Origin of the sequence: Herbidospora solisilvae, from assembly GCF_009901565.1 — a bacterium.
Classification (GTDB): Bacteria; Actinomycetota; Actinomycetes; order Streptosporangiales; family Streptosporangiaceae; genus Herbidospora; species Herbidospora solisilvae.
On the sequence record NZ_WXEW01000006.1, the window covers coordinates 30,924 to 46,159 of the forward strand.

14 protein-coding genes are annotated in these 15,236 nt (G+C 68.4%); 5 read left to right on the forward strand and 9 right to left on the reverse strand.

Annotation, left to right across the window (positions count from 1 at the left end; translation table 11 throughout):
- Positions 1-7 precede the first annotated feature (7 nt).
- From GT755_RS20155 to GT755_RS20180, 6 genes are all read right to left on the reverse strand, one after another.
- On the reverse strand, positions 8-1,405 hold the full coding sequence (locus GT755_RS20155; RefSeq protein WP_030455695.1) for an NAD(P)/FAD-dependent oxidoreductase: 1,398 nt from the start codon (positions 1,403-1,405) through the stop codon (positions 8-10).
- A 306-nt stretch (positions 1,406-1,711) separates the two neighbouring features.
- The gene (locus GT755_RS20160) at positions 1,712-2,500 is read right to left on the reverse strand and encodes an ABC transporter permease (RefSeq protein ID WP_161481252.1); all 789 of its coding nucleotides are present in this window, start codon (positions 2,498-2,500) and stop codon (positions 1,712-1,714) included.
- Positions 2,497-3,348, reverse strand: a complete 852-nt coding sequence (locus GT755_RS20165) for an ABC transporter permease (RefSeq protein ID WP_161481253.1) — start codon at positions 3,346-3,348, stop codon at positions 2,497-2,499. The genes GT755_RS20160 and GT755_RS20165 overlap by 4 nt, the downstream gene beginning before the upstream one ends.
- Before the next feature lie 4 nt (positions 3,349-3,352).
- On the reverse strand, positions 3,353-4,552 hold the full coding sequence (locus tag GT755_RS20170) for an ABC transporter substrate-binding protein (RefSeq protein WP_202610314.1): 1,200 nt from the start codon (positions 4,550-4,552) through the stop codon (positions 3,353-3,355).
- 60 nt (positions 4,553-4,612) lie between these two features.
- Positions 4,613-5,707 carry an ABC transporter ATP-binding protein gene (locus tag GT755_RS20175; protein WP_161481254.1) on the reverse strand — a complete coding sequence of 365 codons (1,095 nt, stop codon included), beginning with the start codon at positions 5,705-5,707 and terminating at the stop codon, positions 4,613-4,615.
- A 75-nt stretch (positions 5,708-5,782) separates the two neighbouring features.
- The gene (locus GT755_RS20180) at positions 5,783-7,210 is read right to left on the reverse strand and encodes a gamma-aminobutyraldehyde dehydrogenase (protein WP_161481255.1); all 1,428 of its coding nucleotides are present in this window, start codon (positions 7,208-7,210) and stop codon (positions 5,783-5,785) included.
- A gap of 182 nt (positions 7,211-7,392) precedes the next feature.
- Between GT755_RS20180 and GT755_RS20185 the strand changes: the two genes are divergently transcribed.
- The gene (locus GT755_RS20185; RefSeq protein ID WP_137251043.1) at positions 7,393-7,875 is read left to right on the forward strand and encodes an Lrp/AsnC family transcriptional regulator; all 483 of its coding nucleotides are present in this window, start codon (positions 7,393-7,395) and stop codon (positions 7,873-7,875) included.
- 53 nt (positions 7,876-7,928) lie between these two features.
- On the forward strand, positions 7,929-9,317 hold the full coding sequence (locus GT755_RS20190) for an Nramp family divalent metal transporter (protein WP_161481256.1): 1,389 nt from the start codon (positions 7,929-7,931) through the stop codon (positions 9,315-9,317).
- A 37-nt stretch (positions 9,318-9,354) separates the two neighbouring features.
- On the opposite strand, the gene GT755_RS20195 is transcribed toward GT755_RS20190, so the two are convergent.
- Positions 9,355-10,740, reverse strand: coding sequence for a M1 family metallopeptidase (locus GT755_RS20195; protein ID WP_202610315.1), 1,386 nt, complete (start codon positions 10,738-10,740; stop codon positions 9,355-9,357).
- Between the two features lie 57 nt (positions 10,741-10,797).
- Between GT755_RS20195 and GT755_RS20200 the strand changes: the two genes are divergently transcribed.
- On the forward strand, positions 10,798-11,499 hold the full coding sequence (locus GT755_RS20200) for an ABC transporter ATP-binding protein (protein ID WP_161481258.1): 702 nt from the start codon (positions 10,798-10,800) through the stop codon (positions 11,497-11,499).
- Positions 11,496-12,161, forward strand: coding sequence for a hypothetical protein (locus GT755_RS20205; protein WP_161481259.1), 666 nt, complete (start codon positions 11,496-11,498; stop codon positions 12,159-12,161). The genes GT755_RS20200 and GT755_RS20205 overlap by 4 nt, the downstream gene beginning before the upstream one ends.
- Here the strand turns inward: GT755_RS20205 and rlmN are convergent.
- On the reverse strand, positions 12,151-13,263 hold the full coding sequence (gene rlmN, locus GT755_RS20210; RefSeq protein ID WP_161481260.1) for a 23S rRNA (adenine(2503)-C(2))-methyltransferase RlmN: 1,113 nt from the start codon (positions 13,261-13,263) through the stop codon (positions 12,151-12,153). The two genes, GT755_RS20205 and rlmN, sit on opposite strands and share 11 nt — an antisense overlap.
- Before the next feature lie 84 nt (positions 13,264-13,347).
- On the opposite strand from rlmN, the gene GT755_RS41235 reads away from it, so the two are divergent.
- Positions 13,348-14,382: a suppressor of fused domain protein gene (locus GT755_RS41235; protein WP_328794430.1), complete on the forward strand. Its 1,035-nt coding sequence runs from the start codon at positions 13,348-13,350 to the stop codon at positions 14,380-14,382.
- On the opposite strand, the gene GT755_RS20220 is transcribed toward GT755_RS41235, so the two are convergent.
- Entirely contained in the window at positions 14,379-15,212 is an 834-nt protein-coding gene (locus GT755_RS20220) for a phosphatidate cytidylyltransferase (RefSeq protein ID WP_202610316.1), read from the reverse strand. The two genes, GT755_RS41235 and GT755_RS20220, sit on opposite strands and share 4 nt — an antisense overlap.
- Positions 15,213-15,236: the final 24 nt, after the last annotated feature.

A 15,236-nucleotide genomic window follows, 5' to 3' on the forward strand; every position in this document is an offset into this window, starting at 1 on the left:
AAAGATCTCATGAGTCGAATCCCAGCCCGAGCCGGTCGAGGGTACGCAGCCACATGTTGCGGCGCCCGCCGTTCGCGTCGGCCCGGGCCAGCGACCACCGGGTCAGCTGGATCACCCCCGACCTGACGGGCTCTGGCGGGAACGGCACCGGCTTCTGGCGCACCATGTCGAGCCGCGTCCGTTCGGTGTCGCGCCCGTCGAGGAGGTCGAGCATGACGTTGGCGCCGAAGCGGGTGGCCGCCACGCCGAGGCCGGTGTAGCCGACGGCGTAGGCCAGCCGGGTGCCGTAGCCGGTGCCGAAGAACGCCGAGAAGCGGCTGCACGTGTCGATGACGCCGCCCCACTTGTGGGAGAACCGCACGTCCTCCAGCTGGGGGAAGGTCTCGTAGAAGTGCTCGGCCAGCGTGTGGAAGGTGGTGTCGCGCTGGTCGTAGGTCGGGCGGACCCGGCCGCCGTTGTAGTAGACGGCGTCGTAGCCGCCCCACAGGATGCTGTTGTCGTCGGTCAGCCGGTAGTAGTGGAACTGGTTGGCCGAGTCGCCCATGCCCTGCCGGTTCTTCCAGCCGATCGAGTCGAGCTGCGCCTCGGTGAGCGGCTCGGTCATCAGGGCGTAGTCGTAGACGGGGACGACGTAGTACTTGAGCCGCCGCAGCAGGGGCGAGAACACGCCGGTGCCCAGCGCCACCCGGCGGGCGCGAACGGTGCCGTACATCGACTTGAGCTGCAACGACGGGCCGAGCGAGGAGATCTCGCGGACCGGCGAGTGCTCGTACATGCGCACCCCGAGCTTCAGGCACGCCTGCCGCAGGCCCCACGCGAGCCGGGCCGGGTCGATCATGGCGCACTCGCCGCGCTCCCAGACGCCGGCGATGTAGGTCGGGGAGTTGACCTCGGCCCGCACCTCGTCCTGGTCGAGGTACTGGATGTCCATGCCGAGCTCACGGCCGATCGTGTGGATCTCGCGCATCTCGTCGATCTGCCACTGCTCGGTGGCGACGTTCATCTCGCCGGTCCGCTCGAAGGAGCAGTCGATGCCGTAGCGCTTGATCGTCTCTTCGATCTCGTTGAAGTTCTCGATGCCCATCCGGTGGAGATCGGCGATCTCGTAGGGCCACCGCTCCAGGCCGTTGCCGAGCCCGTGGGTCAGGCTCGCGTGGCAGAAACCGCCGTTGCGGCCGGTCGCCGCCCAGCCGACCGTCTGTCCCTCCAGCAGGACGACGTCGCGTCTGGGGTCGCGCTCCTTGGCCAGCAGGGCCGTCCACAGACCGGAGAACCCGCCGCCGACGATGGCCAGGTCGGCCGTGGTGTGGCCGAACAGCCGCGGCAGCGTCTCGGGCTCCAGGGGGTCTTCGTGCAGCCAGTAGGGCTTGCGCTCGGCGTCGGCGAGCGCGCGTCGCGGATCCATCATCGCCTCAAAACTGGTTCGTCACCGGCGGGGATCCCGACAATTTTTCTCGTGCACCTCATCATCAAGGCCTCTTTCTTGGGGGTACGGAAAATCCCGGCATGACGGAATGACAAGCCGGTGGAGGAAACGCCGATCGGCCCCGGAGCACGACTCGACGGGGCTCAAGAGATCAGATCAGGTGGGGGCGGCGGTCACGCCGGGCTCGCGCCGAATCAGAACGGCGCGAGCGGAGTGGTGCGGGCACTTGCCCTTCGCGGTGCTAGGAGTGCGGCTGTGCGAGGGGGTCACACATTTCACGTCCCTTTAGTGGGTCGTCTTCCTGCGGGCGGATATTGCGTTGGCGACGGCGAGCAGGACGCCTATACCAAAGATAAGGGTTCCCATGACGTTCACCTGTGGCGGGATGCCCACCTTCACGGCGCCCACGATCCACAGGGGGAACGTCTGGGTCGAGCCGTTGACGAAGCTCGTCACGACGTAGTCGTCGATCGACAGGGCGAAGGCGAGCATCGCGCCCGCCGCCACGCCGGGCATGATCGAGGGGAGGGTGACCAGCCGGAACGTGGTCCACGTGCCGGCGCCCAGGTCACGGGCGGCCTCCTCCAATGAGGGGTCGAGGCCGACCACCCGCGCGCGCACCGTCACGACGACGAAGGCGAGCGAGAAGAGCGTGTGCGCGATGATGATCGTGGTGTGGCCGCGCGGGGCGTTGCCCGACACGAACAGCGACAGCAGCGAGGCGCCCATGACGAGCTCGGGCGTGCTGATCGCGGCGAAGATCAGGAAGTCGGTGACGCCCTTGCCGCGGAAGCGGTAGCGGCCGACGGCCAGGCCCAGCAGGGTGCCGAGCACGGTGGCCAGGACGGTGCTGATCACCGCGATCACCAGCGAGTTGACCAGCGCCTCGGTCAGGCCGTCGATGGCGAACAACTGCTGGTACCACTTGAACGTGAACCCCTGCCAGGAGGTGTTCGACTTCGACTGCTTGTCGTTGAACCCGAACAGGATCATCACGGCGATGGGCGAGGCCAGCCACAGGATGATCAGCCAGGTGTACAGATAGAGGGCTTTGTCCCCCAGCCGGGTTCTCATCTGGCCGCCGCCTCCAGCACGTTCTCGGTTCCGAGGGCACGCGCGTAGATGAAGATGCCGATCAGGAGCACGGCCATCAGGGTGAACGAGATCGCCGACGCCGTCGGGTAGTTGCTGTTGACCATGTACTCGGTCTGCACGATGTTGCCGATCATCGTGTTCGACGTGCCGCCGAGGATCTGCGCGTTGATCGGGTCGGCCGTGGCCGGCACGAACGTCATCAGGACCCCGGCGAACACGCCGGGCAGCGACAGCGGCAGGACCACCCTGCGGAACGTGGAGAAGCGCGAGGCGTAGAGGTCGTAGGAGGCCTCGATGACGCGGGGGTCGACCCGCTCCAGCGCGACGTAGATCGGCAGGATCATGAACGGCAGGAAGTTGTAGACCAGGCCGCCGATGACCGCCACCGTCGTGGCCAGCACGTGGAAGTCCTCCGGCAGCACGCCCCAGCCCTTCAGCGTGCCGAACAGGATGCCGTCGTCGGCCAGCAGGAAGCCCCACGAGATCGTCCGGAGCACGAACGACACGAAGAAGGGCAGCAGCAGGAGGAACAGGAACATGGACTTGCGGTGCCCGGCCTTGAAGGCGATCCAGTACGCCACCGGATAGCCGAGCACCAGCATGATCACGGTCGCGACGCCGCCGTACACCAGGGAGCGCACGAACTGGGTGCTGTACTTGGCGATCGCGTCCGAATAGTTGGAGACGCTGAACGTCTGTGAGAACCCGTCGATGAGGTTGCCCGTGGTCAGCGACACCGAGGCCATGGCCACAATGGGCACGACCAGGAAGATGGCCAGCCACAACCACGCGGGCAGGGCGAGCCAGTAAGGCGTCCAGCGTCTCATTCGATCAGCCCTGGGTGATGGTCTGGAAGAGGCCGTTGTAGACCGGCTCGTCGGCGTTGGTGAGGGTGCGGTAGGGCCGCAGCTTGGCGTAGTCGGCCTCGGTCGGGAAGATGAGCGGGCTCTCGGCCAGCGCCTTGGAGTCGTCGTCACTCTTCGCGGCCAGGATCTGCTGCACGCCGGGCACCGGGGTGACGTACTGGATGTAGGACGTCAGCTCGGCGGCGATCTCGGGCTTGTACAGGAAGTCCATCAGCATCAGCGCGTCGACCGGGTTGGCGGCGCCCTTCGGGATGGCCATGTTGTCGATCCAGATCGTGCCGCCCTCCTGGGGCACCACGAACTTGACCGGCTCCCCGGCGAGCTGGCGCTGGAACACGTCGCCCGACCAGGCCATGCTGATCCAGATGTCTCCCTTGGCGACGGCGTCGATGTAGTCCTGGGCGTAGTACTTGCGCACGATGCCCTGGTCGCGCTGCTCCTTGAGTTTGGCGGCGGCCTTCTCCCAGTCGGCCTGGGTCGACTTGTCGGGGTCGACGCCGACGGCGAACATGCCGAAGTTGCCGATCTCCTGGGCGTCGGCCATCATGCCGACCTTGCCCTCGTACTTCTTGTCGAACATCGACTGGATGCTGGTGATGTCCTCGTCGACGTACTTGGTGTTGTACGCGATGCCCGTGACACCGGCCTGGTAGGGGATCGTGTACGTGTTGTTCGCGTCGTAGGCCGGGTTCTTGTACGACGCCCCGGCGTTGGCGGCGAAGTTGGGCAGCTGCTTGTGGTCGAGCGCGGTCAGGTAGCCGAGCTGGATCATCTTGCCGAGGTGGACGCCGTTGGTCATCACGACGATGTCGTAGCCGAGCGGCTGCCCGGCCCGGAGCTGCGGCTCCGACTTGCCGAAGAACTCGGCGTTCTCCTGGATGACTTCCTTGTACTCGTACGAGATCCCGGTCGCCTGCTGGAACTGCTTCAGCGGGCCCTGGTCCTCGGGCATGTACTCGGGCCAGTTGGCGAAGACGACCCGGCCGTTCTTCTTCTGCGTGGACCAGAAGTCGGCGACGGCGCTGGGAGAGGGCGCCGCCGCCTTCTGGCCCTGCACGCCGCAGGCGGCCAGGGCGAGCCCGGCGGCCGAGTAACCGGCGAAGCGGAGGGCGTCACGGCGGGAGTATCGGGACTGCGTCATACCGCGCAGGAGGGGATTGTTCATCGAAGCTCCGAGGGGGTTTCTATCTGGACGTAGCTGAAGTTATCCGCAAAATTCCCCCGCTTACGACAACGTGTAAGAGTGCTGCGGACGCCACGAGAGCCACACCGTGTCGCCGCGCTCCGCCGTCGTCGAGCTGTCGATGGCGTTCTGCTGGAAGACGGTGATCTCCGTGCCGTCGGCCAGCGCCACCGCGTAGCTGTTGTAGGTGCCGAGATAGGTGAGCTCGCCCACGGTGCCCTTGACCAGGCTCAGCCCGGCCTCGGGCTGCTCGGTCGAGATCGTGATCTTCTCCGGCCGAACGGTCAGGTCGACGGTGTCCCCCGCCGCCGCCTGCCCGGGTACGAGGATGCGGTCCTGCTCGCCGAGCCGGACCACCAGCAGGTCGCCGTCGACGGCGTCCACGGTGCCCGACAGCAGGTTCGAGGTCCCGATGAACCCGGCCACGAACTTCGACGCCGGCCTCTCGTAGATCTCGCGCGGGTCGGCGAGCTGCTCGACCAGGCCGTCGTTCATGACGGCGATCCGGTCGCTCATCGTGAGCGCCTCGGACTGGTCGTGGGTCACGTAGACGAAGGTGATGCCCACCTCGCGCTGGATGCGCTTGAGCTCGGTCTGCATCTGCTGGCGCAGCTTCAGGTCGAGGGCGCCCAGCGGCTCGTCGAGCAGCAGCGCCCGGGGCCGGTTGACCAGCGCGCGGGCCAGCGCCACCCGCTGCTGCTGGCCGCCGGACATCTCGCGTGGACGCCGCTTCTCGCGGCCCGTGAGGTCGACGATCTCCAGGATGTCGCCCACCCGCTGCTTGATCTCGGCCTCGGCCACCTTCTTGCGGCGCAGTCCGAACGCGACGTTCTCCCACACGTTCATGTGCGGGAACAGCGCGTACGACTGGAAGACCATGTTGATGTCGCGCTTGTTGGGCGGGACGTTGGTGACGTCCTGCCCGAGGAGCTTGACGAGGCCCTTCGTTGGCTCCTCGAACCCCGCGATCATGCGCATCGTCGTCGTCTTGCCGCAGCCGGACGGGCCGAGGAGGGAGAAGAACTCACCCTCCCCGATCGTCAGGCTGACACCTTTTACCGCCTGAACCGTCTCGCCGTGCGCGAGGTATTCCTTGACGACGCCGTCAAGCTCGATGGCGGGGACATCCTCGGGCATATCACCTCTCGCTTCATTCTGGGCAGATTCAGAACGCGAGACACAGCCGGCCTCCGGCCGGCCGCGTCTCGCTTGTCATTCGCCGATGTAGTGCATGACGTGCTTCACGCGGGTGTAGTCGTGCAGGCCGAAGACCGACAGGTCCTTGCCGTACCCGGAGTGCTTGAAGCCGCCGTGGGGCATCTCCGACACGAAGGGGATGTGGGTGTTGACCCACACGACCCCGAAGTCGAGCCGCTTCGACATGCGCATCGCGCGGCCGTGGTCGGAGGTCCAGACGGAGCCCGACAGGCCGTACTGCACGCCGTTGGCCTTGGCCAGGGCGTCGGCCTCGTCGGTGAAGGTCTGGACGGTGATGACCGGGCCGAAGACCTCGGTCTGGATCATCTCGTCGTCCTGCTTCAGGCCGTCGACCACGGTCGGGGCGAAGAAGTAGCCCGCCTCGCCGACCCGCTCGCCGCCCGTGAGCACGGTGGCGTGCTCGGGGAGGCGCTCGAAGAAGCCCTGCACCCGGGCGAGCTGGTTGGGGTTGTTGAGCGGGCCGTAGAAGGCGTCCTCGCCGGTGCCGGTGACGGTCGCGGCGGCGGCCTCCTTGAGGGCCTCGGCGAACTCGGCGTGGATCGACTCCTGGACGAGCACGCGGCAGGCCGCGGTGCAGTCCTGCCCGGCGTTGTAGAGGCCCGCGCCGGCGATGGCCTCGGCGGTGGCCTTGATGTCCTTGACGTCGTCGAAGACCACGACCGGGGCCTTGCCGCCCAGCTCCAGGTGGACCCGCTTGAGGTCGTCGGCCGCGCTCTTGGCGACGGCCATGCCCGCGCCGACCGAGCCGGTGATGGCGACCATCGAGGCGGTCGGGTGGGAGACGACCAGCGAGCCGGTCTCGCGGTCGCCGGTGACGACGTTGAAGACGCCGGCCGGGAGCACGTCGCCGATGATCTCGGCGAGCTTGACGGTGGAGACCGGGGTGGTGTCCGACGGCTTCAGCACGATCGTGTTGCCCGCGGCCAGCGCCGGGGCGATCTTCCAGACGGCCATCATCATCGGGTAGTTCCACGGCGTGACCTGGCCGATGACGCCGACCGGCTCGTGCCGGATGACCGAGGTGTGCTCGGCGAGGAACTCCCCGGCCGTCGGGCCCTCCAGCGTGCGCGCCGCGCCCGCGAAGAAGCGGAAGTGGTCGGCCGCGACCGGGGTCTCGTCCTCGCTCATGCGGGCGTAGGGCTTGCCGGTGTTGCGGCACTCGGCCTGGTTGATCTCGTCCGCGCGCGCCTCGATGGCGTCGGCTATCTTCAACAGCAGGTTCGCACGCTCACCCGGAGTCGTCTGTCCCCAGGTCTCGAACGCCGCCGCGGCGGCCTCGTAGGCCGCGTCGACGTCCTCCTGTCCGGACAGGGGGGCCTGCGCGTAGACCTCGCCGGTGCTCGGGTCGACCACGTCGGAGAAGCGCCCGCTCCGGGCGTCGACGAACTTCCCGTTGATGTAGTTCTGCAGGCGGGTGGTCACTTCGACCTCCTGTGAAGGTGTTCAAAGTTGTCGCGACTCTGACAGACATATCAGACAACGACAAGGGATTTCGTAGCGAAAGATATCAAATTGCTACGGAATCGCTTGACAAGGGACGCTGAACTGACAACATGTCGCACCTAGGCGGCAACATGTCGGAAACATGAAGGGCTTATGCGGGGATGACCACGCCGAAGGTTCGGACCACCAGGAACGGCCCCGTGGTGCTCGACGAGATCTCCAAGCAGATCGTCGAGCAACTGCAGGCCGACGGCCGCAAACCGTACGCCGCCATCGGGAAGGCCGTCGGGCTCTCCGAGGCGGCCGTCCGCCAGCGCGTCCAGCGCCTGCTCGACGCCGGTGTCATGCAGATCGTGGCGGTAACCGACCCGCTCACCCTGGGGTTCCCCCGGCAGGCCATGATCGGCATCAAGTGCGAAGGCGACCTGGAGGCCGTCGCCGACGAGCTCGGCTCGATCGAAGAGGTCGACTACGTCGTCCTGACGGCCGGCTCGCTCGACATCATGGTCGAGGTCGTGTGTGAGGGCGATCAACACCTCCTGGAAATTCTTGGCAAAATCCGGGCGATCCCTGCGGTCAGGGCCACCGAGACCTTTGTCTACCTGAAGCTGCACAAACAAACGTACTCCTGGGGAACCCACTGACCGCACCTTCCCGGCACGCCTGAAAGGCGTCTGTGCGGGTAGCGACGGCGGCCATGAGCAGCATGCCCGCGTTCAAGGTCGCGCAGTTACCCGAGCCCCAGCCGCTCCGCCGCGTCCTCGGTCCTGGAGTGATCGCGGCCGGGGTCGGGCTCGCCTCGGGTGAGTTCGTCATCTGGCCCTACATCTCCGCCAACGTCGGCCTGGTGTTCCTGTGGGCGGCCGTCGTCGGGGTGGTGGCGCAGTTCTTCCTGAACATGGAGATCGAGCGCTACACCCTGGCCACCGGGGAGACCGCGCTCACCGGGTTCTCGCGGCTGGGGCGCCACTGGGGGATCGTGTTCGCCCTGATGGCGCTGCTGGCCAACATCTGGCCGGGGTGGGCCACCTCCAGCGCCACCGTGTTCACCTACGCGGTCGGCCAGGGGAACGTCACGGTCATCGCGGTCATCGAGCTCGTGATCATCGGGATCGCGCTGACCCTCTCCCCCGTCGTCTACCGGACCGTCGAGGCCACCCAGTTCGTCAAGGTCGCGGCCGTGCTCGTGTTCCTGGTCGTCGCGCTGTTCGTGGCGATCTCGGGAGAGGCGTACCGGGGACTGGGCGAGGCGGTGACGAGCATCGGGACGGTGCCCAGCCAGCTCGGCACGGCGCTGGTGCTGGGCGCGCTGGCCTTCGCGGGGGCGGGCGGCGGGCAGAACCTCGTGCAGAGCAACTGGGTCCGCGACAAGAACATGGGCATGGGCGCCCGGATCCCCCGGCTGGTCTCGCCGGTGACCGGAGAGGACCAGGCCGCGCCCGCCACCGGCTACACCTTCGAGCCGACCGAGGAGAACCTGTCGCGGTGGCGGAGCTGGTGGAAGGTGGCCAACGCCGAGCAGCTCGTCTCGTTCGTCGCGATCACCATCTTCACGATCTTCCTGATGTCGATGCTGGCCTACTCGACCGTCTTCGGCTCGGGCGCCACCAACGACATCACCTTCCTCAAGGCCGAGGGCGAGGTGCTGAACCAGCGGCTGAGCTGGTTCGGCACGTTCTTCTGGGCCATCGGCGCGTTGTCGCTGTTCGCCGCGTCGATGGGCATCTGCGACTACGTCGGGCGGATGGTCGCCGACGTGGTGAAGACCGTCTACCTGCCCGCCTCGGCGCGGTGGACGGAGAGCCGGATCTACTCGCTCGTCGTCTGGTTCATGGTGATCTTCGGGATCGTGATGCTGACCATCGGCTTCGACCAGCCGATCACGCTGCTGGTGATCTCCTCCAGCGTCGGCGGGATCATGATGTTCGTCTATTCGGCGCTGCTGGCCGTCCTCAACCGGAAGATGTTGCCCCAGGCGATCAGGATCCGCGGCTACCGCATGGTCGCGGTGCTGCTGGCCTTCGGTTTCTTCGGGTTCTTCTCGGTGCTCACGCTGATCGACCAGATCGGCAAGCTGACCGGCTGAGGGCGGGCCCCTTCCCGGCGGCCCGCCCCCGTGCGCGCTACAGCGCGGGCTTCTTGGCCGTGTACAGCCACTTCTTGAACAGCGGGCCGAGGTCCTTGCCGCTGAGCTCCTCGGCGAGCGCGATGAAGTCCTTGGTGGTGGCGGTCTCGTGCCGGTTGCGGGCCGCCCACTCCTTCAGCAGGCCGAAGAAGGTCTCGTCGCCGATCTCGGTGCGCAGGGCGTGGACGGTCATCGCGCCGCGCAGGTAGATCGCCTCCCAGTCGAACATGTTCTTCTTGCCGGGGGCGCCGGTCTTGACGTCCCAGAACTTTCCGGTGTTCTTGTAGTACTTGTCGAAGGTCGTCTGGGCCTTCGGGCCGTTGTGGGTCTCCTCGTAGAGCCACTCGGCGTAGCTGGCCAGGCCCTCGTTCAGCCAGATGTCGTTCCACGACTCCAGGCCGACGCTGTTGCCGAACCACTGGTGCGCGATCTCGTGCACGATCAGCAGGTCGTCGCTGGCGTCGCCGTCGTAGACCGGGCGGCCCTGGGTCTCCAGGGCGTAGTGGACGTCGAGCTTGTCGGCGATGCCGCCGGTCGAGTCGAACGGGTAGGGGCCGAAGTGCTCGACGCCCCACTTCGTCGCCTCGGCGGTCTCCTTGTGGAGGTGCTTGGAGGTCTTGGCCAGGGCGGGGTCGTAGGCGGTGATGTTCAGGACGCCCCCGGCCGTGCCCTCGCTGACCTTGTACTTGCCGATCGCGATCATGGCCAGGTAGGGGGCCATGGGCTGCTTCATCTTCCAGCGGGAGACGACGTAGCCCTTCTTGACCCGGACGATGCCGGAGTTCTGCGGCTCGCCGTTGGCCAGCACCGTCAGGCCGACGGGGGCGCTGATCTCGTAGGAGAAGGTCGCCTTGTCGCGCGGGGTGTCGTTGGCGGGGAACCAGGTGCGGGCGCCGTCGGGCTGGGAGACGACGACGGCGCCGTCCTTGGTGCGGATGAACCCGGTGACGCCGAGGTCGGAGTCGTCGACCGGCTTCGGGGTGCCGTCGTACTCGACGACCACCGTGAACGAGGCCTCGTCGTCGATGACCTTCTTCGGGGTGACGGTCAGCTCCTGGCCCTTGCGGGACCACTTGGCCTTCTTCCCGTCGACGGCGACCGACCGGACGGTGAGCCCCGACAGGTCGAGGTTGAAGCGCGACAGGCCCTTGGTGGCCTTGGCGGTGATCGTCGCGGTGGAGTCGAGCCGGCCGGACTTGGGGGTGTAGCGCAGCTTCAGGTCGTAGTGCTGGACGTCGTAACCGCCGTTGCCGGCGTGCGGAAAGTAGGGGTCGCCCACACCGGAGGAGCCCGGGGAGTGGGCGTCGGCCCATGCCGGGGCTGAGGGGGCGACTAACGCGGCCACCGCGAGCAGCGCCGCGCCGGAGATTCGTGTGCGAAGCATGCCGCACATTATCGAGATGAATCCGGCAACGGACACAATCAACCTAATATCGGTGAAGTGCGTGCGACGAACGTCTCCTTCCGTTACCGGCGAGGCGATCCCTGGGTGCTCTCCGACGCCTCCCTCGACCTCGCCCCCGGCTCGGTGGCCGAGATCACCGGGCCCAACGGCACCGGCAAGTCGACCCTCCTGCGACTGCTCGCGGGCCTGCTGCGGCCGGTCAGGGGCCGGATCGAGGAGCGTCCGGCGGTCATCGGCTACGCCCCCGAACGGTTCCCCTCGGCCCAGCCGTTCACCGTGGCGGCCTACCTGCGGCACATGGCGGCGGTCCGCCGGGTGGCCGTGCCCGAGGAGCTGACCGCGCGGCTCGGCATGGACCACCTGCTCGGCCAGAAGCTGCCCGACCTGTCGAAGGGCAGCGCCCACAAGGTCGGCCTCGCCCAGGCCCTCGCCGGGGAGCCGGGACTGCTGATCCTCGACGAGCCGTTCGCCGGGCTCGACGCGACGGCCCGAGCCGAACTGTCGGTGATCGTCGCCGAGGTCGCCGCGCGTGGCGGCATCGTCGTCGCCAGCGACCACCAGGGCGACCTCCGGTCGGTGCCGGGCGTGACCCGTTACGAGGTGCGCGACGGGAAGATCGCCGAAGCCGTTCCGATCGTCGTGGACGATCCCCTGACCACCCTGACGATCAAGCTGCCGCAGTCGAAGGCGGACGCGCTGGCGGCCCGGCTGCGGGCGGAAGGCCACGAGGTCTCATGATTCCCCTGGTCACGTTCCGGCTCTCGGGCTATGTCCGGTCGCACCGGATCTTCCAGCCCGTGCTCGGGTTGCTCGCCGTGCTGTCGATCATCTACGCCACCGGGGTGCCCGCCGGCGGCGAACTCCCCAGCTACTCCGACTCGGCCGGCATCCTGATGCTGGTCTTCGCGTGGGCGGCCCGGGGCCTGCTCGACAACGAGCCCGACGAACAGCGCCTCATCGCGATCACCGCCGTGGGCCGCCGCCGCGAACTCGTGGCCGGGCTGCTCGCGGCGCTGCTGCTGACCGGCGCGCTGGCACTGGTCGCCGTGGTGTTCCCGCTGTTCGTGGGCTTCGCCGAGACGCCCGGCGGGGCCGACCTCGGCTACGGCGCCGGGCTGCACCTGCTGGCCGTGCTGGCCGGGACCGCTCTGGGCGCGCTGACGAGCCGCCCGGTGCTGGCCTCCCCCGCCGCCTCGGCCGCCGTGCTGGTCGGCGGCTACATGGCGATCCTGCTGCTCAGCTCGGCCGGCCCGTGGGCGTCGGTGCCGGTCCTCGACTGGATGAACGCCGCCCACCACCACGAACTGCCCGACCGGCTGGGGGTCATCGTGGCCTCGGCGCTGGCCTGGAGCGCGGCCGGGCTGGCCGGTTACGCGGCGGTGCGCCGGGTCAGGGGTTAGCCGCGGCGAGCTGGCCGCAGGCGCCGTCGATCTCACGTCCCCGGGTGTCGCGGACCGTCACCGCGACCCCGTGGGACTCCAGCCGCCGGACGAAGGCCCGTTCGTCCTCCGGCCGGGAGGCCGTCCACTTCGAGCCCGGGGTCGGGTTGAGCGGGATCAGGTTGACGTGGACGAGCTTGCCCTTGAGCAGCTTCCCGAGCAGGTCGGCCCGCCACTCCTGGTCGTTGACGTCCTTGATGAGGGCGTACTCGATCGAGACCCGGCGCTTGGTCTTGGCGGCGTAGTCCCAGGCCGCGCCGAGGACCTCGGCCACCTTCCAGCGCGTGTTGATCGGGACCAGCGTGTCGCGCAGCTCGTCGTCGGGGGCGTGGAGCGAGACGGCCAGCGTCACCGGCAGGCCCTCGTTCGACAACTTCTCGATCGCCGGGACGAGGCCGACCGTGGAGACGGTCACGCCGCGCGCGGAGATGCCCAGGCCCTCGGGCGACGGGTCGACCATACGGTGGACCGCGCCGATCACGGCCTTGTAGTTGGCCATGGGCTCGCCCATGCCCATGAAGACGATGTTGCTGACCCGGCCGGGCCCGCCCGGCACCTCGCCCCTGGCCAGCGCCCGCTGCCCGGCGACGACCTGCTCGACGATCTCGGCGGTCGACATGTTGCGGGTCAGCCCGGCCTGGCCGGTCGCGCAGAACGGGCAGTTCATGCCACAGCCGGCCTGCGAGGAGACGCACATCGTGACCCGGTCGGGGTAGCGCATCATGACCGACTCGACCAGGGAGCCGTCGAACAGCTTCCAGAGGGTCTTGCGGGTCATGCCGTCGTCGCAGGTGATCTCACGGACCGAGGTCAGCAGCGACGGCAGCAGCTGGCCGAGCGTCTCGCGGGAGGCGGCCGGAAGGTCGGTCATGTCATCCGGCGACTCGGTCAGCTTGGCGAAGTAGTGGCGCGAGAGCTGGTCGGCCCGGAACGGCTTCTCACCGAGTTCCGCGACGGCGGCACGGCGCTCGGCCATGGTCAGGTCGGCCAGATGGCGCTGCGGCTTCGCCCGTCGCGGTGCGACGAACGTGAGCTGACCGGCCTTGGGGGCGGCCTCGGACATAACGAACCCTCACGATCTCAAAACGACGACTGCTCTTACGGCCGGGCGGCACCGGGCTTAGAGTCCTGATCTGGGAGGTGAGGCGTGGACAGCACCATCGTGCTCACCAGCACCAATCCCTACGGGAGCCGCGTCCTTACCGTCGAGCGCGATCAGGTGTCCTCGGTAGCTTACCTGCGCGACCCGGCCGGATCCGTCCGTGGAGCCGTCTGGCTCGGCAACCACGTGACGGCCCCGATGTCACTCGACCTCGCCCGTCTCAACACCGGCCGCCCCCCGGTCATGCCCAGAGCGGGCACCCGCCGCCCTTTCGGCACCGCCCACCTCGACGCGGCCCGGCTGCGCGTGTTGTGGTTCGAGGAGGGCGACGGCGTCGCCCTCTACGACGACGAGGGCCTGCTGGCCGTCATCCCCGGCTGGGCCGATCTGGAACGCGGCATGCCCGGCTACGCGCGCGACGCGGTCGGCGAGTGGCCGTTCGCCTGGGCGTTGTCGGAGGCGCTCGAAGGCCTGAGCCCCCGGGTCGCCAAGGCCGAGGCCTACTGGCAGTGGCGGGCCGGCGAGGCGTCGTGGGCGTCGTTCCAGCAGTTCGTCATGGGCCACCTCGACGGGCGGCTGGGCCCTCCGGGCCGGTTCTGGGACGCGAGCGGCGGCCGGTTGCCCGCCCTCGGGGTCACCGAGCGCCCGCCCGCCTACGGCCGCGACTTCACGGTCCTGTCGACGGTCGGGATGAGTTGCCAGCGCATGCCCTCGGCCGAGCTCTACGACACCCCGACCCGCGTCGAACTCGCCGTCGCCACCCGGGGCGACCCCCGGTCGGCGGCCCGGTTGTTCCTCTGGCTGGGCCAGTATCCGTGGCGCTCGGTCACCTGGCTCGGCGACGGCCACACGGCCCGCTGGTATCACCAGCCCGGCACCTTCCCGATACCCGGCGGCTACGAAGGTGTGATGATGCTGGCGGCGCCGCACGGCCTGCCCGACCTGTCGGGGTTCCAGGTCGCCGGAGACGTGGTGCGGTGGCTCTGGCTGGTCCCGGTGACCGACGGCGAGCTCAAGGTCGCCGCCGAGCGCGGCCACGACGTCATCGCGGCGCGGCTGAGCGCCGCTCACCGCATCTAGCGGACGAAGGCCGCCAGCAGCAGCCAGCAGGGCACCAGCGTGAACAGCAGGGAGTCGATGCGGTCCATCATGCCGCCGTGGCCCGGCAGCACCGAGCCCATGTCCTTGACGCCGAGGTCGCGCTTGATGACGGACTCGATCAGGTCGCCCACCGTGGCGCAGATCACGACCACGGCGCCGAGCAGCGCGCCCTGCCAGATCTGACCCTTCAGCAACCAGGCGACCAGCCAGCCGCCGACCGCGACGCAGGCGATGGCCGAACCGGCGAAGCCCTCCCAGGTCTTCTTCGGGCTGATGATCGACATCTTGTGGCGGCCGAAGAGGACCCCGGCGGCGTACCCGCCGATGTCGGAGGAGGCCGTCACGGCCACGAAGATGAGCGCCCGGTTGGCGCCGTCGGGCGGCGCCAGCAGCAGGCCGACGAACCCGGCGAACAGCGCCGGGTAGACCGCCATGAACACCGTCGCCGTGGCGTCGCGGACGAACCCGTCGGACCCCTGGAACAGCCGCCACCCCAGCACGCCCATGACGGTGATCGCGAAGATGCCGAGGAACACCCCCGGCCCGAAGTAGTAGGCACCGGACACCATCGCCGCCATGCCCGCCAGCACGGGGACCAGCGGCACGTGGATGTCGCGGGTGGCCAGCCCCTTCACCAGCTCGTGCATCCCCACGCCGACGGCGGCGATGACGACCACGAGGAACGCGGGCTTGTACAGGTAGAGCGATCCGAGGATCACCGCCGCCAGCCCGAGCGCGGACGCGATCGCCGCCGGCAGGTTCCGGCCGGTACGGCTCCCGCCCGCCGGGGGTGACACCGTTCCGTCCAAGATGTCCTACTCCCTACATGCGCG

Bases quoted from the DNA above. Each gene is read 5' to 3' on its own strand.
- GT755_RS20155 (WP_030455695.1), bottom strand. From the start codon at position 1,405: ATGGATCCGCGACGCGCGCTCGCCGACGCCGAGCGCAAGCCCTACTGG.
- GT755_RS20160 (WP_161481252.1), bottom strand. From the start codon at position 2,500: ATGAGAACCCGGCTGGGGGACAAAGCCCTCTATCTGTACACCTGGCTG.
- GT755_RS20165 (WP_161481253.1), bottom strand. From the start codon at position 3,348: ATGAGACGCTGGACGCCTTACTGGCTCGCCCTGCCCGCGTGGTTGTGG.
- GT755_RS20170 (WP_202610314.1), bottom strand. From the start codon at position 4,552: ATGAACAATCCCCTCCTGCGCGGTATGACGCAGTCCCGATACTCCCGC.
- GT755_RS20175 (WP_161481254.1), bottom strand. From the start codon at position 5,707: ATGCCCGAGGATGTCCCCGCCATCGAGCTTGACGGCGTCGTCAAGGAA.
- GT755_RS20185 (WP_137251043.1), top strand. From the start codon at position 7,393: ATGACCACGCCGAAGGTTCGGACCACCAGGAACGGCCCCGTGGTGCTC.
- GT755_RS20190 (WP_161481256.1), top strand. From the start codon at position 7,929: ATGAGCAGCATGCCCGCGTTCAAGGTCGCGCAGTTACCCGAGCCCCAG.
- GT755_RS20195 (WP_202610315.1), bottom strand. From the start codon at position 10,740: ATGCTTCGCACACGAATCTCCGGCGCGGCGCTGCTCGCGGTGGCCGCG.
- GT755_RS20205 (WP_161481259.1), top strand. From the start codon at position 11,496: ATGATTCCCCTGGTCACGTTCCGGCTCTCGGGCTATGTCCGGTCGCAC.
- rlmN (WP_161481260.1), bottom strand. From the start codon at position 13,263: ATGTCCGAGGCCGCCCCCAAGGCCGGTCAGCTCACGTTCGTCGCACCG.